Below are 21,975 nucleotides of genomic sequence, written 5' to 3' on the forward strand. Positions count from 1 at the left end.
AACCGAGCGTGGCGAGAATCGAGGTGCGCACATCGGCCGCGGCGTCATGGGAAGGAATTCCCGGAATTGATCCACCGCTTGTCCGGTCGGACGGGAATTGCGGCGTGCCGCCACCCCACACGGCCCCGCATTCCTCGTAGAGCCCGGGAAGCCGACCAAGCTGTACGGAGAATTCCTCCCGGCACACCGGGCACAAGTGCTGCCCCCGCAGGGCGATGCGACGCCCCGCGCCGGACGCCACGCGGTACTTGCAACCGTCGCCCTCACACAGGGTGTTCGTGGCCGGGCGGGCGGCGGTGCCGTGCGTCACTGTCGTCTCCGAAGGTCTCTCGGCGAATTCCGGGGCCGGGTAAGGAATTGATCGGCCGTCATTCGTGCCCGAACCGGAATCCAACTCCTCGGACGGTAATGATCCATCCGCTGTAACCAAGCTTGTTGCGCAAGTTGTTGACATGGGTGTCGACGGTTCTGCGGGACCACGAGTCGCCCCAGACCCGCTGCATGAGCTGCTTGCGGGGGATGACCGTGTCGGGATGCGAGGCGAGCAGGTACAGGAGGTCGAACTCCTTGCGCGTGACCTCGATGCACCGACCTTCGAGGCTGACCTGGCGGGCTCCCGCGTCGATGCTCAGAGGCCCGTGGCAGATGGCACCGGCGGTGGACGCCGGCCGCCGGACGACGCGGCGCATGACGGCCTCCATACGGGCCATCAACTCCCGGAATCCATAAGGCTTCACCAAGTAGTCGTCGGCGCCTGCCTGCAGGCCGAGCACACGGTCGAGCTCGCTGCCGCGGCCTGTGACGGCGATGATCGGGATGTCACTGACCTGCCGGATGTCCCGGCAGACCTCGAGCCCGTCCAGGTCGGGCAGTTCGAGATCGAGCAGGATCAGGTCGGCCGTCCCGTAGGAAGCCAGAGCCGCGCGGCCCGTCGTCACGTGCTCCACCTCGTGGCTGTGCCTGCGCAGCCCCCTCACCAGGCTGTTGGCGTCGTCGACGTTGTTCTCGGCGACCAGCACACGCCACACGTCGGACGCGCCACGAGCATCTCGCCCCGTGACGCCTGCGGAACGGACCAGCACGGACGCCCCCATGTCGCGTGAGGTCGATATATGAGGTTCCAGAAGGCTTGCCGCACTCTGATTCATCGTTCTTCCCCCTCGATCGATGCAGCTCAGCTACTACCTCGCGTCAACGCGTCAAGTCGGGGAGGACTTTACAAACCTTGGCGCCGGTTTGTCAAAGACGGCGGACACGTCAACACGCGCGCCACCATCAGACCCAATCTGGACATATGCGAGTGAACTGCCGCCACCTGTAGGGGCTTTGGCACTCCCGGACCCTGTGGCGCTGCGGCGAGGTTCCTCCATGCCGTAGAAAGCAAACGCGCTTGGCGGTTTTAATAATGTTCATGGGACTGCCGACCTCACCCTGCCCACGGCCAGGGCCACCCTTCGACCACCCGCCCGAGAATCACCAGGAACCCTCATGACCAAGCAGGAACGGGCCGTTCGGACGCGATCGCAGCTGATCGTCGCGGCCGCCCACGCCTTCGACCGGCACGGCTTCACACGCACGAACCTCACGAGTGTCAGCGGTCAAGTGGGCGTCAGCTCGGGGGCGCTGTACTTCCACTTCGACAACAAGGAGGCGTTGGCCACCGAGGTGGTGAGCCAGGCCTCCGGAGCGCTCCGGGACGCGGCGCGGCGTGTCTACCGCGCCAGCACCTCGCCCCTCCAGTGTCTGATCGACACCTCTCACACGCTTGCCGAACTCCTTCGCTCCGACCCCGTGGTCAAGGCCGGCTTCCGACTCAACTGCGCGGGACATGGCGGCGGCCGGACCGATCTGCGGCAGGAGTGGCAGCTCTGCGTCCAGCGGTTGCTCGCCGAGGCGGCCAGGGAGGACGCGCTCTCACCCGGCACCTCGCGACAGAGCATCGTGGCCGCCGTGGTGGCGGCGACCGTCGGCTTCGAAGTCCTGGGCCGTGACGACTTCCAGTGGCTGTCCCGGCACTCGCTCGGCAGGTTCTGGAGCCTTCAACTCCCGTGCATTGCTGCTCCGGAGACGCTGACGCGCCTCACCCCGTTCGGGTGCGGGGACGGTTGCGGCGGCCACGAGTGACGAGGAGGCACGAGGCGGATCACTCGTGACAAACAGCTGAGGCGGTTTGTTGTGGCTGCCGACTTCGTACGCGCCCGCGCTGCCCTGCCCACTGCGGCATCGCGGTGAGTTCGGGTCATGTTCACGCGCACCTCATTGACGCTTCTCTCCCGCCTCCTTAGCTTCATGGCGCACCTGTCGTCACGTCAGCTTCAGCCAAAGGGAGGGGTCTGGTGTGCGCCCACGCAGCTCGCGTACCTCGCGTATCTCACGTATCTGGGGTGCGGCCGCCGTACTCGCGGTGATCGGCGGCGCCATGCCCGTGGCGACGGCGACGGCGCAGGCCGCCCCGCACAGACCCGGGCCGCTCCCCCTGGAGCGGCTCTTCGACAACCGGGCGATCAGCGATGACGCGCGGCCCGGCGAGGCGGACTTCGACGGCTCGGGCGGTTCGCTCTCGGCGCGGGATCTCGACGCGGCGGGCTGGACCCCGGGCCGTTCGCTGGCCGTGGACGGCGCACGCCTCACCCTGCCCCGCACGGCCGCAGGCGAGAAGGACAACGTCCGCGCCGACGGGCAGTCCGTGCGGGTGCGCGGGCGCGGGGACGCCCTGGCGTTCCTGGTCGCGGGCACCGGCGGCGAGGCGAGCGGTACGGGGACGGTGCGCTACCGGGACGGCGGCAAGGGGACGTACCGCCTGACGGCGCCGGACTGGCGCTCGGGTCCGCTCGCCACGAAGGCGGTCGCGCTGCCGCACGTGAACACCCCGGGCGGCCAACTCGCCGAGAAGACACGGCTGTACGTGGTGACCGTGCCGGTGGCGCGCGGGCGCGAGGTCGCCTCGGTGACCCTGCCCAAGGATCCGGGCGCCCCGGATCTGCACGTCTTCGCGCTCTCCGTGCGGCAGCCGGCCAAGGGGTGGACCGGCAGCTGGTCGACGTCGACGGCCGGTTACACGGCGGTGGGCCCGTGGACCGACCGGACCGTGCGACTGGTCGTCCACACCAGCACGGGTGGGCCTCGGGTGCGGATCAGGCTCGACAACACCTTCGCCTCCGCCCCGGTGCGGATCGGGAGCGCGACGGTGGCGGTGCAGGAGTCCGGGGCGGGAGCTCGGGGCGAGCCGCGGCCGCTGTCCTTCCGGGGCGAGGCGGGCACCGAAATCCCCGCGGGGGCACAGGCGTTCAGCGATCCGCTCGCCTTCGACGTACCCGAGGACACCAATCTCCTGGTGAGTTTCCACCTCCCGGAGACGGTGACGGCCGCGCCCGTGCACAGCCAGGCCATCCAGCGCTCGTACGTGAGCGGCCCCGGCGACCACGCGGCGGACGGCTCCCCGGCGGCGTACACGTCGACGATCACGACCTGGCCGCTGCTCACGGGTGTCGACGTGGGCGGCGGGCCCGGGTCGGTGGTGCTGCTCGGCGACTCCATCACGGACGGCGTGAAGTCGACGCAGGACGCGAACCGCCGCTGGCCCAACGTCCTCGCCACGCGGCTGCTCCAGCAGGACGAGGTCCCGCGCTTCGGCGTCCTGAACCAGGGGATCTCGGCGAACCGCGTGGTCGCGGACCGCTACCCCGGCGACGGTGTCTCCACCGACACGGGCGGCATCAGCGCGCTGCACCGCCTGGACCGAGATGTGTTCGCCCAGACGTCGGCCCGTACGGTCGTCGTCTTCGAAGGCGTCAATGACGTGCGGTGGGGCGCGTCGGCGGATCAGGTGATCGCCGGCATGCGGGAGATCTCCGGGCGGGCCCATGCGCGGGGCCTGCGCGTGGTGGCCGCGACCATCGCACCCTGCCAGGGCGAGTCCCTGTGCACGGCGGCGGCGGACGCGGAACGCGTGAAGGTCAACGACTACCTGCGCGGCGGTGGCGATTTCGACGCCGTCCTGGACTTCGACGCGGTGCTGCGGGATCCGGCGAACCCGGCGCGGATGCTGGCCGCGTACGACAGCGGGGACCATCTGCATCCCGGGGACGCGGGGCTCGCCGCGATCGCGGAGTCGGTGGATCTGCGGCTGCTTCAGCCGTAGGGAGAGTGGGCGTCGGTGACGGCCGGGGAGGCTTCCCCGGCCGTCACCGACGGGTCAAACGCTCACACGCACACACGCTCACACGGTCACACGTCCAGGTCCACCACGACCGGCGCGTGGTCCGAAGCACCCTTGCCCTTGCGCTCCTCGCGGTCCACGTACGAGTCCGACACGGCCTTCGCGAACGCCTCGTTCCCGTACACCAGGTCGATGCGCATCCCCCTGTTCTTGGGGAAGCCGAGCTGGCGGTAGTCCCAGTACGTGAACGGGTGGTCGTACTTCAGGGGCCTCGGCACGACGTCCGAGAGGCCCGCTTCCCGCAGTGCCGCGAGTGCCGCGCGCTCGGCGGGGGTCACGTGCGTGGCGCCCTCGAACAGGGCGGGGTCCCACACGTCCGCGTCGGTCGGCGCCACGTTGAAGTCACCGAGGACCGCGAAGGGGCGGGAGCCCGCCGCGTCGGCGGCGACCGCGGACTTCAGCGCCTCGAACCACCGCAGCTTGTACGCGAAGTGCGCGTGGTCCACCTCGCGGCCGTTGGGCACGTACACCGACCAGACGCGGGCGGGACCGCAGGTGGCGGAGATGGCGCGCGGCTCCTGGACCCCGTCGTAGTCGGGGCCGCCGGGCAGGCCCGTCGTCACGTCCTCGAGGCCCACGCGGGAGACCAGCGCGACGCCGTTCCACCGCCCTGTCGCGTTCACCGCCGACTCGTACCCGAGCTCGCGGAGCTCGGCGGCGGGGAACTGCTCCGCGGTGGTCTTGGTCTCCTGGATGCACAGCACATCCGTACCGCTGCTCTCCAGCCAGGCGAGGAGCCTGGGCAGCCGAGCGGTGATCGAGTTCACGTTCCAGGTGGCAATGCGCATGCTTCCCAACCTACCGAACGCCACTGACAGTGCCGGGCCCGCCGGTCACAGATCGCCGGTCACAGGTCGCCGGTCACAGATCGGCGGTCACAGATCGCCGGTCACAGATCGGCGGACTCCCCCGGCGTGAGCCGCAGGTGCTCGGCGCCGCCGAGGGACCCGATCTGCGAGTCGTAGATCGGCCGGGCCAGGTCCGTGAGCAGGGCGTCGTGGACGTCATAGGCACGCTGCGGCTTGACCTCGCGCACGTAGTCGATGACCTCGGAGATCTTGCTCCAGGGTGCCATCACCGGCAGCATCAGCGTCTGGACCGGCTGCTCGGGGACGGTCAGGGCGTCGCCCGGGTGGAAGACCGAACCGTCCACCAGATAGCCGACGTTGGTGATCCGCGGGATGTCCGGGTGGATCACGGCGTGCAGCTCGCCGTGCACCTGTACGTCGAATCCGGCGGCCTCGAAGGTGTCGCCGTGCCCGACGGTGTGCACCCGCCCCGGGAAGGCCGCCGAGATCTTCTCGGCGACGGAGCGCAGGGTCCAGATCTGGGCCGCGGGGTCGGCCTCCAGACCGGCCCGCAGCCGCTCCTCGTCGAAGTGGTCGGGGTGCTCGTGCGTGACCAGGATCGCGTCGGCGCCGAGCGCCGCGTCCTGTTCGCTGAAGCCGCCCGGGTCGATGACCAGACTCCGGCCGTCCCGCTCCAGGCGGACACAGGCGTGCGTCTTCTTGGTGAGCTTGATGCGCTTCGCGGCAGTCGTCATCACCCCATCCTGCTACGCCTCACTCCTGGGGCGTGGTTTCCTCGCGGATCACGGCCTGGGCGACCTTGAAGGCGGAGTTCGCCGCGGGGACACCGCAGTAGACGGCCGCCTGGAGAAGGACTTCCTTGATCTCCTGCGCGGTGAGGCCGTTGCGCAGGGCGGCGCGGGTGTGGAAGGCCAGCTCGTCGAGGTGGCCGCCCGCGACGAGCGCGGTCAGGGTGACGCAGCTGCGGGAGCGCCGGTCCAGGCCGGGGCGGTTCCAGACCTCGCCCCACGCGTAGCGCGTGATGAGCTCCTGGAAGTCCGTGGAGAAGTCGTCGGCCGCGGCGAGCGCGCGGTCTACGTGCGCGTCACCGAGCACCTCGCGGCGGACCTTGATCCCCGCTTCGTAGAGGTCGGGGCGGCCGTCGCCCACGGCCTCCGGCTGCTCCATGGGCCCGATCTCGGCCACCGGGAAGACGGGCGGCGGCGGGGCGAGCACCGGCTTGGCCGGGGTCGCGCTGATCGCCGCGTGCGTCCCGGTGGCGTCGGGTGCGAGCTGCCAGGCGGTGGAGAAGTGCCGTACGAGAAGGTCGGTGACGGCGGCGGGCTGCTCGACGGGGGCGAGGTGGGAGGCGCCCGGCACCACGGCGAGGCGGGAGTCGGGGATGCCGGCGACGAGGGTACGGGCCTCGCCCTGCCCGGTGACCTGGTCCTCGGACCCGACCAGGACGAGGGTGGGCACTCCTATCCGGCCCAGCTCGGCACGCACGTCGAAGGCGGCCAGGGCCTCGCAGGCGGCGATGTAGCAACCCGGGTCGGTGGTCCGCACCATCTGTACGGCCCAGTCGGTGATGGCGGGCTGCGCGGCGGCGAAGCCGGGCGTGAACCAGCGGTCGGGGGACGTGCGCGCGATGGGGTCGAGGCCGTTGCTCCGTACGATCACCCCGCGCTGGCGGAACTCGTCGGCGCTGCCGAAGCGGGGCGAGGCGGAGATCAGCGCCAGGGAGGCGACGCGCTGCGGGTGCCGCAGGGCGAGCTCGGCCCCTATCGCGCCGCCGAAGGCGCAGCCCGCGTACCCGAAGCGCTGCACGCCGACCTCGTCGAGCGTGACGAGAAGCCGCTGCACAAGGTCGCCGACGGAGCCGCAGGGGTGCGCGGGGGCGCCCCCGTGTCCGGGCATGTCGAAGCGGAACACCCGCCACTGCTTGACCAGCTCGGGCACCTGCCGGTCCCACATGTGCCAGGTGGTGCCGAGCGAGGGGCCGAGGATCAGCACGGGGGCGTCTTCGGGGCCGTCGAAGCGGTACTGGAGGGCAGGGGTAGTCGTCTCGCTCACCGCTCTACGCTAACGGGCGGAGCTGACGCGCGAGTAAGAGGGTGCACAAGCTCTCGCAGGGACAGCTGTCCACGTCACGGGATCTTCACGGGATTGCGCGCGACAAATGCGAGCAGATACAAGCAGATGCTCCTGAACTGCCCGCCCCCGAAAGGAACCAGCGATGAGTGAGGCTCCGCCCTACATCGACGCCGATGCGATGGCCCGGTACGTCCCGATGTCCGCGGCGATCGAGGCGGTGGAGGCCGTCCTCAGGGCGGGCCTGGACCCGGAGGCGGAGCCGCCGCGCGGCGTGGTGGACGTACCCGGCGGCCAGCTCCTCCTGATGCCGTCCGCCACGAGGGCGTACACCGGGGTGAAGATCGCCACGGTCACCCCGGAGAACACGGCACGCGATCTCCCCCGCGTCCAGGGCCTGTACCTCCTTCTGGACGGCACGACCCACACACCCCTGGCCCTCCTCGACGGCATCGCGCTCACCTCCCTGCGGACCCCCGCGGTGTCGGGCGCCGCGATCAAACACCTGGCGGTCCCGGACGCCCGCCGCCTCCTGGTCTTCGGCACCGGTCCGCAGGCCTGGGGCCATGTGGAGGCGGTCCGCGCGGTACGTCCGACGCTGACCCACGTGGACGTCGTGGCGCGCACCCCCGCTCGCGTGGCGGCCTTCGTCGACCGATGCCGCAAGGAGGGCCTCTCGGCGGCGCCCGCGACTCCGGCGGACGTCGCGACCGCCGACGTGGTCTGCTGCTGCACGACGTCCCGCGAACCCCTCTTCGACAGCACCCTGCTCCCGCCCCACGCGACGGTGGCCGCGGTGGGCTCCCACGAACCGGACGCCCGAGAGGTCGACGAAAAACTCCCGGCCCGCGCGCTGGTGGTGGCGGAATCCCACGAGGTCGCCCTACGGGAATGCGGCGACATCGTCCTGGCGACGGCCACCGGCGCCTTCGACGTCAAGAACCTGCGGACGCTGGACGAGTTGGTACGCGGCGAGGTCCAGCTCCCCGGTGAACGCCCACGCCTGTTCAAGTCCGCGGGCATGGCCTGGGAGGACTTGGGGGTGGCGGCGGCCGTGTATGAGGGCGCGTCCCCTCAACCTCACCAGGGATTCCGCCGCCAAGGCCGGGATTAGAGGAAGTCGCACTACTTCATTCCGTCAGCGCCATCCATTTCGGGTCCCCTATGGGCGGAGCGTTTCCGTCCGAGCGGAAAAGGTTCCAATTTCCGCGCGGCCCCGTCACGAATACCCTCGAGTCGATATCGGTCCCCGACGGAATGCTTCTCGGGCGGCGCCGCTCTGTTGCGGGCCTGGGCGGCCTGAACGGCCTGGGCGACGTCCCGTCGCCGGGTGCTCCGTTCTTCCCGTTCAGGCCAGGCGACACAAGCAAGGCGAGTAGGCTTCGCCGCAAGCTCTTGGGGAGAGCTTCATCTCGTGCCCAACAAAGGCTGTATGGCCGCGTCCTTACAGCCTTGCCATCCCGTGGGGGGATCGCCTTGCATGAAATCATCAAAGGTGCCAACGCGTCTCTGTCCGCTCTCAGCGACAACGCAGACTCCGTCATCATCAGCCTGAGCTGGAGCAGCCCGACCGGCCACGGCGATGCAGATGTATCCGTGCTGCTGCTGAGTGAGAAAGGGAAGGTTCGCAGCAACGGCGACTTCTTCTTCTACAACAACCCGGCCGCGGCGGACGGCAGCGTCCATCTTCTGGGGCTGACCCCGACGGAGAACGGCAACGAGGACCGGATCCAGCTGGACCTCAGCGCTCTCCCGGCCGATGTCGACAGCATCGTCATCGCCGCGAGCCGTCACCAGCGCGCCCAGTTCGGCGAGTTGGAGGACCTGCGCCTCACGCTTACGGACGGATCCGGTGACGCCGTACTCCGCTTTGCCATCACGGACGCGAGCGTGGAGAGTGCGTTCGTCTTCGGCGAGATCTACCGGCGCAACGACGAGTGGAAGTTCCGGGCCGTAGGGCAGGGCTACGACACGGGCCTCGCCGGGTTGGCCACCGACTACGGCATCGACATCGACGAGGACGACGACCAGGAAGCCGCGGACGAGACAGTGGATGAGGCGGTGGAACCCGCTCCCCCACAGACGACGGCCGAAGCTGCTCCAACCACAGAAGAACCGGTGGCCGCACCTGATCCCACACCGGAATCACCCGTGCCTGCCCCCGCCCGCCGCCTGCGTACGGCCAAGAAGAAGGTCACGCTTCCCAAGGCCCCGAAGGTCTCCCTGGCGGAGAACGACTCATGGCGAGCCGCACGGCTCTTCCCCGCGGCATCGCTGAAGAGCGACAAGGAGCGCGAGACGAGGGCCACGTCGATCCTGCTGTCCGTGATGACCCAGGTTCCCGAGTTCGGGCGTCGTCTCACCGCCGCCTTCGGGGCCCCGGCAGGCCGTATGGAGACGTTCACGGAAGTCACTCTCCCGCACGGGGAGAATCCGAAGCGCCCGGACGGAGTCATTCGCGTCGAGCGCGCCGGGCGGCTGTGGACGGCTTTGGTGGAGACCAAGACCAATGGGAACTCCCTCAGGGCCGAGCAGATCCAGGACTACATGGACATCGCCGCCCGACGTGCGTATGAAGCCGTCATCACCATCTCCAACGACGTGGCCCTGGAGGGAAGCCCACTCGTCGACGTCAAGATCGACGGGCGCCGCAAACACAAGGTCGCGCTCTGGCACCTCTCCTGGGCCGAAGTGGCGCATCAGGCCCAGATGTTGATTCGGCACGAAGGGGTACGGCATCAGGCCCACGCATGGCTGTTGCAGGAGCTGCTCCACTATCTCCAGCACGAGAACTCCGGGTGCCACGGATTCCAGAACATGGGGCCGGCCTGGGTCCCCGTGCGCAAGGGCATCGACGACGAGACTCTCTGCCCCGGCGATCCACGCACCGTTCTTGTAGTGGAGAGCTGGGAGCGCCTGATCAGACAGGTCTGTCTGCGGCTCGGCGGCGAACTCGGCGCGAAGGTCGTACCCATGCAGCGCGCCAAGCGCGGGACCGACCCGCAGTCACGCCGCGCGGAGTTGGCGAACCGCTTGTGCGAGGACGGGCGACTGCACGCCGAGGTACGTGTCGACGGAGCACCCGGCGTCCTGGCAATCAGCGCCGATCTTCGACTGGGCAAGCTGAGGACGTCCCTCGAGATCCCGGCACCGGACCAGGGTTACCCGCTCACCTGGGTGAAGCGTCTGATGAAGCAGCTCAGTGAGGCGCCTGCGGATCTGCACGTCCAGACCCTCCTTGAGGGCGAGGCCGCAGGACCGCGTGGCACGCTGGAGCGGCTGCGTCCCGAACCCGGTGAACTGCTCCCGGCGGGATCCGAACGCATCACCGGCTTCCGGCTTTCTCTCTCCAAGAGCGTGGGAAACACGCGAGGGAACGCCGAGTCCGGCTTCATCCGCAGTGTGGACTCCGCAGTCGACCGGTTCCATACGACCGTGGTCACGCCTCTGGTGGTGCGCCAAGCCGGGCGCACGAAGCCCACAGACGCCGCCTAGTCACCCTCGGCCCTGCGCTCACTGGTTTCGCCCCGACCACATCTCACGCATCCGGTCCCGGCACCCCTTCGGCGCCGGTGACTTCTTGAAGACCCCCCGAGCCACGCGGTGGACGCAATCGACTCCGTAGCGATGCAGCAGAGCGACGTCCCCCGTGGCCGGGCGGTCCGGGAACAGTGCGCTGAGGCGGTCTGCTCCCTGTGGGCTGTGCGGTGCGTAGTCCAGCAACTGCCCCAGCGCCTCACGGACGTATGTGTGACCGGCGTTGCTTTTGGCCTCTATCAGTTCGGACCCGCTGTCATCGGTCACGTAGAGATCGCTGATGCCGCCGGGACAGTAGAAACGAACCGCTGTGCGCCCCTCGGCCAAGAGGTGCTGCCTGAACTCGCTGACGAGGCTGGACTCGTGGCGATTGACGACCACGAGGCGCCTGCTTCGACTGAACGAGGTCCGTCGGGTGCGCTGCTCCTCCAGCGCGGCGATGCGGACGGCCTGCCGGACTTGTTCGTCGACGCGCGGCGCGGCGTCCTGCGCTCCCCGGCTCCATTCCGTCCCCGGAGTGATCATGAACTCTTCAAGCACCGAGCGTGCCTTTTCGTTCCGCAGCACCATCTGGCCGGGGAAGTTGTGCGCTGGTTTGTAGCCGATCGCCAGATTGAGGTCGGCGTACGGAATGGAGGCGTCGGCGAGATCCAGCAGTGAGTAGACGGTGTGCCAGCTCTTGCCGTCCGGGGACGGGGGCCACAAACGGTCGGCCAGATCGCGGTTCCGGAAGACTGCCCCTACCTCGCCCACTGCCCGCACGCGGTTCTCTCCCGTGAAGAGCACCACATCCCCGGTGTCGACATCCTGCATCTTCTTGTCGTGGCTGGGCGTGGCGCCCCAGAACCGGGCAGCGCCTTGCGGGTGCAGTTCCAAGAGCGTTGTCCGCTGCTGAGCGGTGAGCGCTTCGGCGTACCGGGCGTCGGTGAAGTCCACCTGCTGCGCGAGGGTGTCGGCCCAGTGCCGACGCGTCTCGGGACTGCCGTAGGACGGCGATATCAGGACGCGCACCTGCGATGCTCCCTCGGTTGGCCGACCAGCATTCTCACACCACCCTCACCGCATGCCGTATCACCGCGTCGAACAGGTAGCCCTGGGTGTTGTGTGTCGTCGTCTTCGGCTGGGTGTGGGTCGTGGTGTCCGTGGCGCGGGCCAGGAGTGTCGTCGGGCCTGGGGTTTTTGGGTGCCAGGGGGTGGTCCAGCGGGTCCATGTGGCGCGGTGGGGGGTGTCCTTGAGGCGGGCCGGGTGCCAGGTGCGGCCCTCGTCCGTGCTGATGTCCACGCGGGTGATCGCGCCCGTCGCCGACCATGAGCGGCCGGTGAGGTGGTGGGTCGTGGACGCCGGGAGGCTTGCGTTCCAGGGGAGTTCGAAGGCGGACTTCAGGGTTTGGTGGGTGAGCGGGGCGCTGCCCTCCGGGGGGTACGCCTCGCCGAACAGGCGGTAGAACTGCGTGTTCCAGGGCGAGTAGAGAGGGGTGGCCGAGACCTCGATGTCGCCCACCCATTTGATCGACGCGATGCCCACCCACGACGGGACCAGGACCCTCACCGGGTGGCCGTGGTCCGCGGGGAGCGGGGCGCCGTTCATCTCGTACGCCAGGATCACGTCGTCCAGCGCCTTGGCCAGCGGCAGCGGGCGGCGGACCCGGCCCAGATTCGTGCCGTCGTCCGTGACGTACTCCGCGTCCAGGCCGCTCGGCATCACGTCCACCGCGTGGCGGGAGACGCCTGCCCGGCGCAGGACCTCGGAGAGGCGCACGCCGCGCCAGCGCGCGTTGCCGATCGCTCCCAGGGTCCAGGCCGTGCCGGAGGCCGGTTGGCCCTGCTGGGTGGTGAAGAAGCTTCTGCCGTTGCCCGCGCATTCGACGAAGGCGGTGCGGGTCGTCGACGGGAGGCGTCTGAGGTCCGCGAGCGTGAACTCTGTGGTCCTGCCGCCCTTCAGGCCGTCGCCCCAGATCCGCAGGCTCCACGTCTTGGCGTCCAGGCGTGGCGTCGCCGTGTGGTTGCGCACGAAGAAGTGCGACGCGGGGGTGTGGAAGCCTGTCCGCGCCAGCGCCTCGAACTTCGTCTCCGCGTTCGTGCCGCGGATCGTGAAGCGGTCATCGGGGAGCGGTTTCACGATCCCGGCCGCGACTGCGGACTCGGCCGCCTGAGCGCGGGGTGCGCCCAGCGTCACCGGCAGCGTCGCCGCGGCCCCCGCCGCCGCGAGCAGCCGCAGCATGTCCCTGCGCGCCACCCCGTCCGCGCGCGCCTCCCCCGCGAACCACTGGGCGCGCCGGCGTCTGTCGTACTCCTCTTCGGATGTCCCTGCGGACGTCTCTCTGGAGATCATGGGCGCCATCGTACGAGCCGCCCCTCGGGCAACTCGCCGATGAAACACGCCAGTTACGGGGTTGTCGTAGACACTACATAGACCATCGGGTGCTCCGCGTTGACGCGGTTCACCACCACGTCCAGGGTCGGCACCGGGTCCTTCTGCACATGGGTCAGGCCCAGCCAGGGGCCCGGGTCCGTGAACTCCCAGCCGACCACCTTGCGGTCGCGCTTGCTGATGGTGATGTCGTTCTTCTCCAGCTCCTCGGTACTCGAGCCGATCTGCTTGAGGAACTTGTCCAGGCCCTCGTTGCTCGTCAGGAACTGGGCGTACAGACGGCTGGTGCGCCAGTTGTTCGTCTCGTAGTAGGCGACTTCCCTGGAGTAGTGCGGGATCGGCACGTCGTAGAGACGGCGCTGCACCTTGGAGGGCCAGCCGGCGGTGAGGCCGGTCGCGGAGTACTTGGCCTCCTTGTCACGACCGCTGTTGCGGCTCTGGTTCGCGGAGATCACCAGATAGCCGGCCGGCACACCGATCAGGAGCACGATGATCGTGGCCGTCAGCCAGCGGCGGCGGAGCATGTGGCGGCGGCCCTCGCGGGGGCGGCCACCCTCGTCGGCGGGATCCGGGGAGTCCGCGGAGTCCGGGGACGAGGGCTGGCGGGGGACGGTCATCTGTTTACTGGGTTCCCTGAGAGGTGCGGTCGTTGGTGCGGCGCGCTTCCACGTACCGCTCGTACCGTTCGTGGCGCTCCACCCGGCGCCGGTTGGCGCGGCGGAAGCGGCGGGCCACCAGTCGTGCCAGGTCGGCCGCGCCCACCATGCCCGCCTCGGGGCCCAGCTGGGCGCGGGCGATACGGGCCTCGGGGCGGTAGCCGCGGCCGGTCAGCTGGCGGCGGAAGGCGTCGCGCGCCGGACCGATCAGGAGGTCGTCGGCGGCCGACACGCCGCCGCCGATCACGAAGCAGGACGGGTCGAGCGCCGCCGCGAGGTTCGCGATGCCGACGCCGAGCCACTGGCCGATGTCCTGGAGGAGCTCGACGCACATCGCGTCGCCGTCGCGGGCCAGCTCCGTGATCAGGGGGCCGGTGATGTCGGGGATGTTGCCCTTGACCCGCTCGATGATCCCGTACGCGACCGGCGAGTCGGCCGCGGCGAGCTCGCGGGCCTCCCTGACCAGCGCGTTGCCGGAGCTGTACTGCTCCCAGCAGCCGCGGTTGCCGCACGGGCAGCGGTGGCCGCCGGGGACGACCTGCATATGGCCGAACTCCCCCGCCACACCGAACTTGCCGCGCTTGACCTGGCCGTCCTCCAGGATCGCGCCGCCGATGCCGGTGCCGAGCGTGATCATGACCAGGTGGTCCTCGCCGCGGGCGGCGCCGAAGCGCCACTCCGCCCAGGCGGCGGTGTTCGCGTCGTTGTCGACGAGCACGGGCACGGCGAGGCGGCCGGAGATGCGGTCACGCAGGGGTTCGTTGCGCCAGGACAAGTGCGGGGCGAACAGGACGCGGTTGCGGTCCGCGTCGACCCAGCCGGCCGCGCCGATGCCCACCGCGTGCACGTCGTGCCGGTCGGAGAGGTCCAGGACCAGTTCGACGATGGTGTCCTCGACGACCTTGGGGCTCTTGGACTTGTCCGGGGTCTCCGTGCGGAGCGTCTCCAGGATGTTGCCGTCGGCGTCGACGACGCCCGCCATCACCTTCGTGCCGCCGATGTCGATGCCGACGGTGGGCACCCGGGGCGCCGTCAGATGTGATCGGCGCTCACGCGTGCCCACGGTCCGCAGGACGGTGGCTCGGGCGGAGCCGCGGTGTGCGAGATCGCGGTAGGTGCTCATCGGCACGATTGTGCCATTGCGCTGGACCTGTGGCTCAACGGTGTGCCGGGGGCCTGTCCTGCTTCCGCCTGTTCGTCTTCGTCCGCAGGCCGGCCTGGGCTGAGCGCGCAGTTCCCCGCGCCCCTGACGGGGCCCTGCTCAGCTCTTCTCCAGTTCGTGGCGCAAGTCGTCCAGTTCGGAGCCGCCCGCCATCTGGCGGGTCAGTTCGTCGAGGGTCACCTCGTCTCGCGCGTAGCTGCCGAACATCGTGCCGCGCTTGAGGAGGACGAAGCGGTTGCCGACCAGGTAGGCGTGGTGCGGGTTGTGGGTGATCAAGACCACTCCGAGGCCCGCGTCCCGCGCCGCGGCGACGTACTTCAGGACGACGCCCGACTGCTTGACGCCGAGCGCGGCGGTGGGCTCGTCCAGGACGAGGACCTTCGCGCCGAAGTACACCGCGCGCGCGATCGCCACGCACTGGCGCTCGCCGCCCGACAGGGTGCCGATGGGCTGGTCGACGTCGCGCAGGTCGATGCCCATGCGGAGGAGCTCCGCGCGGGTCGTCTCGCGCATGAGATCGACGTCGAGACGCTTGAAGGGGCCCGCGCCCTTCGTCGGCTCGGAGCCGAGGAAGAAGTTGCGCCAGACCGGCATCAGCGGGACCACGGCGAGGTCCTGGTAGACCGTGGCGATGCCGTGGTTCAGGGCGTCGCGCGGCGTGCTGAGCTTCGCGTCCTCGCCCTCGATGCGGAAGGACCCGGCGTCGTGCTGGTGCAGTCCCGCGATGATCTTGATGAGGGTCGACTTGCCCGCGCCGTTGTCGCCGAGGACGCAGGAGATCTCGCCCGCGTGGACCTCCAGGGAGACCCCTTCGAGGGCGCGGATGTTGCCGTAGTACTTACTGACGTCGTCGAGCTCGACGAGCGGGGTGCGGCCGGGCTCCGGCACGGCGTCGGTGACTGCGGTCGATTCGGTGCTCACTTCGTCGCCTCCGCGCGCTTGCGGACCCAGTGGTTGAGCAGGGTCGCCAGGAGCAGCATCACTCCGAGGAAGAACTTGAACCAGTCCGGGTTCCACTCGGCGAACACGATGCCCTTGCTGACCATGCCGAAGATGAGGGCGCCGACGGCCGCGCCGACCGCGGAGCCGTAGCCGCCGGTGATCAGACAGCCGCCGATGACGGCCGCGATGATGTAGATCAGTTCGTTGCCGACGCCCTCGCCGGACTGGACGACGTCATACGAGAAGAGCAGGTGCTGGCCCGAGATCCAGGCGCCGAACGCGACGCCCATGTAGAGGCCGATCTTCGTCGCGGCGACCGGGACGCCGACCGCGCGGGCCGCCTCCTCGCCGCCGCCGACCGCGAAGATCCAGTTGCCGACGCGGGTCCGGAGCAGGACCCAGGTGGCGACCGCGATCAGGCCGAGCCACCAGAGGATCGTGATCTTGAAGTCGACGCCGCCGATGGTGATCGTCGAGGCGAAGACGTCCTTGGCGGAGGTGAAGCCCTCCATGTCGGCGATCGACTTCGTGGAGACCGTGCCGCTGATCAGCTTGGTGAAGCCGAGGTTCATGCCGGTCAGCATCAAGAACGTGCCGAGCGTGATGATGAAGCTCGGCGGGTCGGTGCGCGTCAGCATCACGCCGTTGAAGACGCCGATCGCGAGGGTGACGAGCAGCGAGACGAGCACGCCGACCCAGACGTTCGCCGTCATCTGGTAGCTGAACATCGACGAGATGAGCGCGGAGGTCGTCACCATGACGCCCGCCGACAGGTCGAACTCGCCGCCGATCATGAGTAGCGCCACCGGCACCGCCATGATGCCGAGGGTCGATGCCGCGTAGAGCACCGTGGCGAGGCTGGTGGCCTGCAGGAAGCTGTCCGCGGCGACCGAGAAGAAGACGAAGACGGCGATGGCGCCGACGACGGAGCCGAGCTCCGGGCGGCCCATCAGCTTCTTCAGCGGCGAGGCCTTCAGGAGGCGCTCGTCCGTCTTCGTGTCCGGGGAGCCCGGGGATGGCGCGGGCGCCGGGGCTGTGGCTGTCATCGCGTCCCTCGCTTCGCGTATTCCTCCAGCTTGGCGGCCTGGCTCTTGGTGACGATCTGCGGTCCGGTGAGGACCGGCTTGCCGCCGCCGAGTACGTCGTCGTTGTACTTGTAGAGCCAGAGCAGGTCCACGGCCTCGTAGCCCTGGAGGTAGGGCTGCTGGTCGACGGCGAAGCCGAGCGTGCCGTCCTTCAGGCCCGCCGCGACCTTCTCGTTCAGGTCGAAGGTGTCGACCTCGGCCTTGCTGCCCGCGCTGTCGGCGGCCTTCACCGCGGTGTCCGCGAAGGGCGCGCCGAGCGTGACGACCGAGTCGACGGACTTGTCGGACTGGAGCCTGGCCTCGATGGAGGACTGCACGTCGGGCATGTTCGTGCCGGTCACGTACAGGTTCTGCATCTTGCCGTCGAAGGTCTTCTTGGCGCCCTCGCAGCGCTGCTCGTGGCCGACGTTGCCCTGCTCGTGCAGGATGCAGAGCGCCTTCTTCTTGCCGCGCTTGTTGAGCTCCTCGCCGACGGCCTCGCCCGCGATCGTCTCGTCCTGGCCGATGTGGGTGAGCGCGCCGAATTCCTTGGACTCCGCGGAGCCGGAGTTCACGGTGATCACCGGGATGCCGGCCTTCTTCGCGCGGGCCAGGGCGCCCTTCATCGCGGCGGGCTTGGCCAGGCTGACGATGATGCCGTCGACCTTCTTGTCGATGTACGAGTCCACCAGCTGGGCCTGCTGCTGGGCCTCGGCGTTGTGGGAGTAGAGGAACTTGATGTTGTCCTTGCGGGCCGCCTCTTCGGCGCCTTCCTGGACGATGTCCCAGAACGTGTCACCGTCACCCGAGTGGGTCACCATGCCGAACGTCCACTCCGGCGTGCTCACCGCCGCCTTGCCGCGTGCCGTTGCCGCCTTGCGCGCGTCCTCGGCCCGCTTGCCACCGGTGCTGCTGCACCCCGCGAGGGATACCCCGAGCACCGCGACCAGCACGGCGCCCACCGCACGTACCCCTGTCTGAACCCTTGCCACGACGCCGTGCCCTTCTAGCTCTGCTCCTCGGTGAGGCCGGTCCGGATCCCCGGCCCCAGCCGCCCAAGTATCGACCACGCGGATCACGCATGTGTTCATCGGGTGCCGCGGGCGGTGTACTTCTCCAGCTTCGGTACGTCCTTCTCGGTGACGATCGCGGGTCCGGTGAGGACGGGCCTGCCGCCGCCCAGGACGTTCGCGTTGGTCTTGTAGAGCCACAGCTCGTCGATGGCGAGGTAGCCCTGGAGGTAGGGCTGCTGGTCCACGGCGAAGCCGACCTCCTTGGCCTTGAGGCGCTTGACGACCTCGGCGTTCAGGTCGAAGGTGGCGACCTCGGCCTTGCTGCCGGAGTCCTCCTTGGCCTTCACCGAGAGGGCGGCGATCGGCGCGCCGAGCGTGACCACCGCGTCGATGCCCTTGGTCGCCTGGAGTTTCGCACTGATGGAGGACTGGGCGTTGGGCGCGTTGGTGCCCTCGACGTTCAGGTTCTCGACCGACCCCTTGAGGGTCTTCTTCACGCCCGCGCAGCGCTGCTCCAGGGAGACGTTGCCCTGTTCGTGGATGACGCAGAGCACCTTTTTCTTGCCGCGTTCGGTGAGCTCGTCGCCGACCGCCTCGCCCGCCACGGACTCGTCCTGGCCGATGTGGCTCAGGGCGCCGAAGTCGGCGGAGAACTCGCCGCCGGAGTTGATCGTGACGACCGGTATCCCGGCGTCCTCGGCCTTGCCGAGGACCGCTTTCATCGCCTCGGGCTTGGCCAGCGTGACGACGATGCCGTCGACCTTCTTGTCGATCGCCGACTGGACGAGCTCGGCCTGTCCCTTGGCCTCCTTGTCGTTGGAGTAGAGGAACTCGACGTTGTCCTTGCGGGCCGCCTGCTTGGCGCCGCTCTGCACGATGTCCCAGAAGGTGTCGCCCTCGCCGGAGTGCGTGACCATCGCGATCTTGAGGCGGGGCGTGTTCACGCCTTTGCCGTCTCCCCCGCCGTCACCCGACTTGTCCTCGTCGTCCTTGCCGCCGGAGCCGCTGCACCCGGCCGCGAGCGCGACCACCGCCACGAGAGCTGCTGCCGTGCGCGCCGTACGCGCTGTACGCATGGTGGGACTGCGCATGGTGGGACCACCTCTTCTCCCGGCCGCCCGAGTGCGGCTGGTGGGAGTTCTAGCGGCGGGCGCGCGGCAGCGTCAATGGATTTGTCAGAACATTCTTACGACCGTTGGCCAGTTGGTATCAGGCGAGCCGGAATCAGCAGCAGGGGCGGCCCCGTCAGACGGGGCCGCCCCTGCGGCGCTTGCGTGACCGGTGAGGTCAGTGCTTGCCGATGTCCTTCGTCTTCTCCTTGGCCTGTCGGGCGTCGCCCTTCTTCTGCTCGGCCCGGCCCTCGGCGGTGAGCCGTTCGTTGCCCACGGCGCGTCCGGCGGCCTTCTTCGCGGCACCGGTGACCTGCTCGGTCTTCGCCTTGGCCTTCTCGTTGGCGGTCATGGCCGCTCACGCTCCTTGGCATCGACTACGTGTGCTGTCACTCCGGTTGACCGCCGAGCCGCCCGGCAAACATCCGCACCACGGGACTTATGCGGTAAAAAAATGAGTCGGAAATGAGTGTGTGTGGGTGTCGATCGGTGGGGTACACGGGCCGACGCCGAAGGAAGTTTCGAACTTAACAAGGAGCGGAACGCATGATCACCGCGGCGCAGGAGCAGACGCAGGAGCCGGTCGCCAAGGCCGGAGACGACCTCGTTGAACGCGCGTACACGGACCCCTCCTCCATCGCGCCGAGGGACGCGCGGGAGGTCGGCAAGCGTTTCTTCGACCGCCTCACGCAGCTCGAGGAGGGCACGCACGAGTACCAGTACGTGCGCAACGTCCTGATCGAGATGAACCTCTCCCTCGTGCACTACGCGGCCTCCCGGTTCAAGCACCGGGGCCAGCAGGAGATGGAAGACATCATCCAGGTCGGGACCATCGGCCTGATCAAGGCGATCGACCGCTTCGAGCTGACCCGCGAAGTCGAGTTCACCTCCTTCGCCGTCCCCTACATCACCGGTGAGATCAAGCGGTTCTTCCGCGACACCTCCTGGGCCGTGCACGTGCCGCGCCGCCTTCAGGAGGCCCGTCTCGAACTGTCGAAGGCCACCGAGGAGTTGCGCACCCGCCTGGGCCGCCTGCCCACGACGGCCGAGCTGGCGGAACTGATGCAGCTCAAGCCCTCCGAGGTGGCCGAGGCGCAGAAGGCCTCCAACGGCTACAACGCCATCTCCCTGAACGCCGCGGTCAACGGCGCCGACGACGAGTCCGACACGATGCTCGCCGACTTCATCGGTGTCGACGAGCGGTCCTTCGAGCTCGTCGAGAACTTCCACTCCCTCGCCCCGCTGATCGCGGAGCTCGACGAGCGGGACCGCACGCTCATCCATCTGCGCTTCGTCGAGGAGCAGACCCAGCAGCAGATCGCCGACGAGCTCGGCTACTCGCAGATGCACGTCTCCCGGCTGATCACCCGCGTCGTGAACAAGCTCCGCGCCGGGCTGATGACCGACGACTGACCTCGATTCGGACCTTCCGGGCAGGTGCGGGTGTAGCGGCGTCCACCCGGGGCACCAGGTGGACATAAGCCCGTACAGGACATACGAGACAGGAGGCATTCCGTTGACTTCCGAGGCCACCCCCAAGTACACCGTCCCTGGCATCACGGTGCGGGAGGCCGGCACGGTCATCGAGCTGCTGCAGCAGCGCCTGCACGCGCTCAACGATCTCCACCTCACGTTGAAGCACGTGCACTGGAACGTGGTCGGCCCGCACTTCATCGCCGTGCATCAGATGCTCGACCCGCAGGTCGACCGGGTCCGTGACCTGGCCGACGACACGGCGGAGCGCCTGGCCGCCCTGGGCGGCATCGCGTACGGCACCCCCGGCGCCCTGGTCAAGGAGCGCACGTGGGAGGACTACAGCGTGGGCCGCGCCGATGCCATAGCCCACCTCGGCGCCCTGGACCTCGTCTACACCGGCGTCATCCAGGACGTGCGCGCCGCCATCAAGAAGGTCGGCGAGATCGACCCCGCCACCGAGGATCTGCTGATCGAGCAGCTGCGGGCCCTCGAACAGTTCCAGTGGTTCGTCCGGGCCCACCTGGAGACGGCGGGCGGCACGCTCACCACGGCCGGCGCCTCCACCGAGACCGAGGCCGCCGAGAAGTCCTCCGGCGCGTGACCTCCCTTGCGGCGGGGCCGCGGTGCACATGCACCGCGGCCCCGCCGACGTATGTCCGGCCGGTCTGCAATTACGGGCGTACGAGGAGCTGGAACTCGAAGGAGTAGCGCGAGGCCCGGTAGATGTGCGAGCCGAACTCGACCGCGCGTCCGGTGTCGTCGAAGGTCGTGCGCTGCATCGTGAGCAGCGGGGCTCCCGCGGGTTCGCCGAGCTGCTCGCCCTCGCCGGCGGTGGCGGCGCGGGCCCCCACGGACTGGCGCGCGCTGTGCAGGGTGATGCCCGCGGCCCGCATCAGGCGGTAGAGGCCGGTCGCCTCCAGGTGTGCGGTGTCCAGGGCGAGCAGCCCGGACGGGATGTGGTTGCGCAGGCACGCCATGGGCTCGCCGTGGGCCAGACGCAGCCGCTCGACGAGGTGGACGTCGTCGCCTTCCGCGATGCCGAGGCTGGCCGCGACCTCGGCGGACGCGGGCTCGACGGAGTTGCGCAGGACGCGGGTCTCGGGGCGCTGGCCCGCCGCCTCCAGGTCGTCGTAGAGGCTGCTGAGCTCCAGCGGGCGCTTGACCTGGCTGTGCACCACCTGGGTGCCCACGCCCCTGCGGCGCACGAGCAGTCCTTTGTCGACGAGGGACTGGATGGCCTGACGGACGGTCGGGCGGGAGAGCCCGAGGCGTCCGGCCAGCTCTATCTCGTTGCCGAGCAGGGTGCCCGGGGTCAGGGCACCGCGCTCGATCGCCGCCTCCAGCTGCTGGGACAGCTGGAAGTACAGCGGGACCGGGCTGCTGCGGTCGACGCCGAGCTGGAGCGAGACGGTCGGGTCCACGGCTGGTTTGTCGGCAGATTTGGGCACGTGGCGAGCGTAGTCGCAGGGAATGATGACGGGAAGTTCTGAAGTTCTGTTGTCCGGACAAAGGATTGACAGGATCGCGGGGCGTCGCGAGGGTTGGTC

20 protein-coding genes are annotated in these 21,975 nt (G+C 69.1%); 6 read left to right on the forward strand and 14 right to left on the reverse strand.

Annotated elements, in window-relative coordinates; translation table 11 throughout:
- Positions 1–368: 368 nt before the first annotated feature.
- On the reverse strand, positions 369–1,148 hold the full coding sequence (locus AB0I66_RS22015) for a response regulator transcription factor (RefSeq protein ID WP_363209608.1): 780 nt from the start codon (positions 1,146–1,148) through the stop codon (positions 369–371).
- Positions 1,149–1,488: 340 nt separating this feature from the next.
- On the opposite strand from AB0I66_RS22015, the gene AB0I66_RS22020 reads away from it, so the two are divergent.
- On the forward strand, positions 1,489–2,124 hold the full coding sequence (locus tag AB0I66_RS22020) for a ScbR family autoregulator-binding transcription factor (RefSeq protein ID WP_363209609.1): 636 nt from the start codon (positions 1,489–1,491) through the stop codon (positions 2,122–2,124).
- A 295-nt stretch (positions 2,125–2,419) separates the two neighbouring features.
- Positions 2,420–4,141, forward strand: a complete 1,722-nt coding sequence (locus AB0I66_RS22025) for an SGNH/GDSL hydrolase family protein (protein WP_363210038.1) — start codon at positions 2,420–2,422, stop codon at positions 4,139–4,141.
- A gap of 86 nt (positions 4,142–4,227) precedes the next feature.
- On the opposite strand, the gene AB0I66_RS22030 is transcribed toward AB0I66_RS22025, so the two are convergent.
- From AB0I66_RS22030 to pcaC, 3 genes are all read right to left on the reverse strand, one after another.
- Positions 4,228–5,007, reverse strand: coding sequence for an exodeoxyribonuclease III (locus tag AB0I66_RS22030; protein ID WP_363209610.1), 780 nt, complete (start codon positions 5,005–5,007; stop codon positions 4,228–4,230).
- Positions 5,008–5,108: 101 nt separating this feature from the next.
- Complete coding sequence (locus AB0I66_RS22035) at positions 5,109–5,741, reverse strand: MBL fold metallo-hydrolase (protein WP_363210039.1); 633 nt, start codon at positions 5,739–5,741, stop codon at positions 5,109–5,111.
- 40 nt (positions 5,742–5,781) lie between these two features.
- The gene (gene pcaC, locus AB0I66_RS22040) at positions 5,782–7,080 is read right to left on the reverse strand and encodes a 4-carboxymuconolactone decarboxylase (RefSeq protein ID WP_363209611.1); all 1,299 of its coding nucleotides are present in this window, start codon (positions 7,078–7,080) and stop codon (positions 5,782–5,784) included.
- Between the two features lie 163 nt (positions 7,081–7,243).
- Here pcaC and AB0I66_RS22045 point away from each other — a divergent pair, with 163 nt between their 5' ends.
- Entirely contained in the window at positions 7,244–8,212 is a 969-nt protein-coding gene (locus AB0I66_RS22045) for an ornithine cyclodeaminase family protein (RefSeq protein ID WP_363209612.1), read from the forward strand.
- Positions 8,213–8,574: 362 nt separating this feature from the next.
- The gene (locus tag AB0I66_RS22050) at positions 8,575–10,593 is read left to right on the forward strand and encodes a TerD family protein (RefSeq protein WP_363209613.1); all 2,019 of its coding nucleotides are present in this window, start codon (positions 8,575–8,577) and stop codon (positions 10,591–10,593) included.
- Positions 10,594–10,611: 18 nt separating this feature from the next.
- On the opposite strand, the gene AB0I66_RS22055 is transcribed toward AB0I66_RS22050, so the two are convergent.
- From AB0I66_RS22055 to AB0I66_RS22095, 9 genes are all read right to left on the reverse strand, one after another.
- A complete protein-coding gene (locus AB0I66_RS22055) occupies positions 10,612–11,646 on the reverse strand; it encodes a hypothetical protein (RefSeq protein ID WP_363209614.1) in 1,035 nt (344 codons plus the stop codon).
- 34 nt (positions 11,647–11,680) lie between these two features.
- Positions 11,681–12,967, reverse strand: a complete 1,287-nt coding sequence (locus AB0I66_RS22060) for a sulfite oxidase (protein WP_363209615.1) — start codon at positions 12,965–12,967, stop codon at positions 11,681–11,683.
- A 53-nt stretch (positions 12,968–13,020) separates the two neighbouring features.
- Positions 13,021–13,623 (reverse strand): sugar kinase, encoded by a 603-nt coding sequence (locus AB0I66_RS22065; RefSeq protein WP_363209616.1) that lies wholly within the window; start codon positions 13,621–13,623, stop codon positions 13,021–13,023.
- Positions 13,624–13,627: 4 nt separating this feature from the next.
- The gene (locus AB0I66_RS22070; protein WP_160508012.1) at positions 13,628–14,785 is read right to left on the reverse strand and encodes an ROK family glucokinase; all 1,158 of its coding nucleotides are present in this window, start codon (positions 14,783–14,785) and stop codon (positions 13,628–13,630) included.
- A gap of 138 nt (positions 14,786–14,923) precedes the next feature.
- Positions 14,924–15,745 (reverse strand): ATP-binding cassette domain-containing protein, encoded by an 822-nt coding sequence (locus AB0I66_RS22075; RefSeq protein WP_363209617.1) that lies wholly within the window; start codon positions 15,743–15,745, stop codon positions 14,924–14,926.
- Positions 15,742–16,812, reverse strand: coding sequence for an ABC transporter permease (locus tag AB0I66_RS22080; RefSeq protein ID WP_363209618.1), 1,071 nt, complete (start codon positions 16,810–16,812; stop codon positions 15,742–15,744). Before AB0I66_RS22080 ends, AB0I66_RS22075 begins: the two co-directional genes overlap by 4 nt.
- Positions 16,809–17,792 carry a sugar ABC transporter substrate-binding protein gene (locus AB0I66_RS22085; RefSeq protein WP_363209619.1) on the reverse strand — a complete coding sequence of 328 codons (984 nt, stop codon included), beginning with the start codon at positions 17,790–17,792 and terminating at the stop codon, positions 16,809–16,811. Before AB0I66_RS22085 ends, AB0I66_RS22080 begins: the two co-directional genes overlap by 4 nt.
- A 125-nt stretch (positions 17,793–17,917) precedes the next feature.
- On the reverse strand, positions 17,918–18,934 hold the full coding sequence (locus AB0I66_RS22090; RefSeq protein WP_363209620.1) for a sugar ABC transporter substrate-binding protein: 1,017 nt from the start codon (positions 18,932–18,934) through the stop codon (positions 17,918–17,920).
- A 196-nt stretch (positions 18,935–19,130) separates the two neighbouring features.
- Positions 19,131–19,304: a CsbD family protein gene (locus tag AB0I66_RS22095; RefSeq protein WP_363209621.1), complete on the reverse strand. Its 174-nt coding sequence runs from the start codon at positions 19,302–19,304 to the stop codon at positions 19,131–19,133.
- Positions 19,305–19,498: 194 nt separating this feature from the next.
- Between AB0I66_RS22095 and AB0I66_RS22100 the strand changes: the two genes are divergently transcribed.
- Together AB0I66_RS22100 and dps are read left to right on the forward strand one after the other, a co-directional pair.
- A complete protein-coding gene (locus AB0I66_RS22100; protein WP_363209622.1) occupies positions 19,499–20,365 on the forward strand; it encodes a SigB/SigF/SigG family RNA polymerase sigma factor in 867 nt (288 codons plus the stop codon).
- Between the two features lie 103 nt (positions 20,366–20,468).
- Positions 20,469–21,029 (forward strand): DNA starvation/stationary phase protection protein Dps, encoded by a 561-nt coding sequence (dps, locus tag AB0I66_RS22105; protein ID WP_363209623.1) that lies wholly within the window; start codon positions 20,469–20,471, stop codon positions 21,027–21,029.
- Positions 21,030–21,099: 70 nt separating this feature from the next.
- On the opposite strand, the gene AB0I66_RS22110 is transcribed toward dps, so the two are convergent.
- Complete coding sequence (locus AB0I66_RS22110) at positions 21,100–21,849, reverse strand: GntR family transcriptional regulator (RefSeq protein WP_363210040.1); 750 nt, start codon at positions 21,847–21,849, stop codon at positions 21,100–21,102.
- Positions 21,850–21,975: the final 126 nt, after the last annotated feature.

The organism is Streptomyces sp. NPDC050439 (genome assembly GCF_040655335.1).
GTDB lineage: Bacteria > Actinomycetota > Actinomycetes > Streptomycetales > Streptomycetaceae > Streptomyces.

What these genes read in the sequence shown, in the direction of transcription:
- AB0I66_RS22070 (WP_160508012.1), bottom strand. Translation starts at nt 14,785, where the DNA reads ATGAGCACCTACCGCGATCTCGCACACCGCGGCTCCGCCCGAGCCACC.
- AB0I66_RS22080 (WP_363209618.1), bottom strand. Translation starts at nt 16,812, where the DNA reads ATGACAGCCACAGCCCCGGCGCCCGCGCCATCCCCGGGCTCCCCGGAC.
- AB0I66_RS22045 (WP_363209612.1), top strand. Translation starts at nt 7,244, where the DNA reads ATGAGTGAGGCTCCGCCCTACATCGACGCCGATGCGATGGCCCGGTAC.
- AB0I66_RS22030 (WP_363209610.1), bottom strand. Translation starts at nt 5,007, where the DNA reads ATGCGCATTGCCACCTGGAACGTGAACTCGATCACCGCTCGGCTGCCC.
- AB0I66_RS22100 (WP_363209622.1), top strand. Translation starts at nt 19,499, where the DNA reads ATGATCACCGCGGCGCAGGAGCAGACGCAGGAGCCGGTCGCCAAGGCC.
- AB0I66_RS22025 (WP_363210038.1), top strand. Translation starts at nt 2,420, where the DNA reads ATGCCCGTGGCGACGGCGACGGCGCAGGCCGCCCCGCACAGACCCGGG.
- AB0I66_RS22020 (WP_363209609.1), top strand. Translation starts at nt 1,489, where the DNA reads ATGACCAAGCAGGAACGGGCCGTTCGGACGCGATCGCAGCTGATCGTC.
- AB0I66_RS22015 (WP_363209608.1), bottom strand. Translation starts at nt 1,148, where the DNA reads ATGAATCAGAGTGCGGCAAGCCTTCTGGAACCTCATATATCGACCTCA.
- AB0I66_RS22060 (WP_363209615.1), bottom strand. Translation starts at nt 12,967, where the DNA reads ATGATCTCCAGAGAGACGTCCGCAGGGACATCCGAAGAGGAGTACGAC.
- AB0I66_RS22090 (WP_363209620.1), bottom strand. Translation starts at nt 18,934, where the DNA reads ATGCGCAGTCCCACCATGCGTACAGCGCGTACGGCGCGCACGGCAGCA.
- AB0I66_RS22065 (WP_363209616.1), bottom strand. Translation starts at nt 13,623, where the DNA reads ATGACCGTCCCCCGCCAGCCCTCGTCCCCGGACTCCGCGGACTCCCCG.
- AB0I66_RS22095 (WP_363209621.1), bottom strand. Translation starts at nt 19,304, where the DNA reads ATGACCGCCAACGAGAAGGCCAAGGCGAAGACCGAGCAGGTCACCGGT.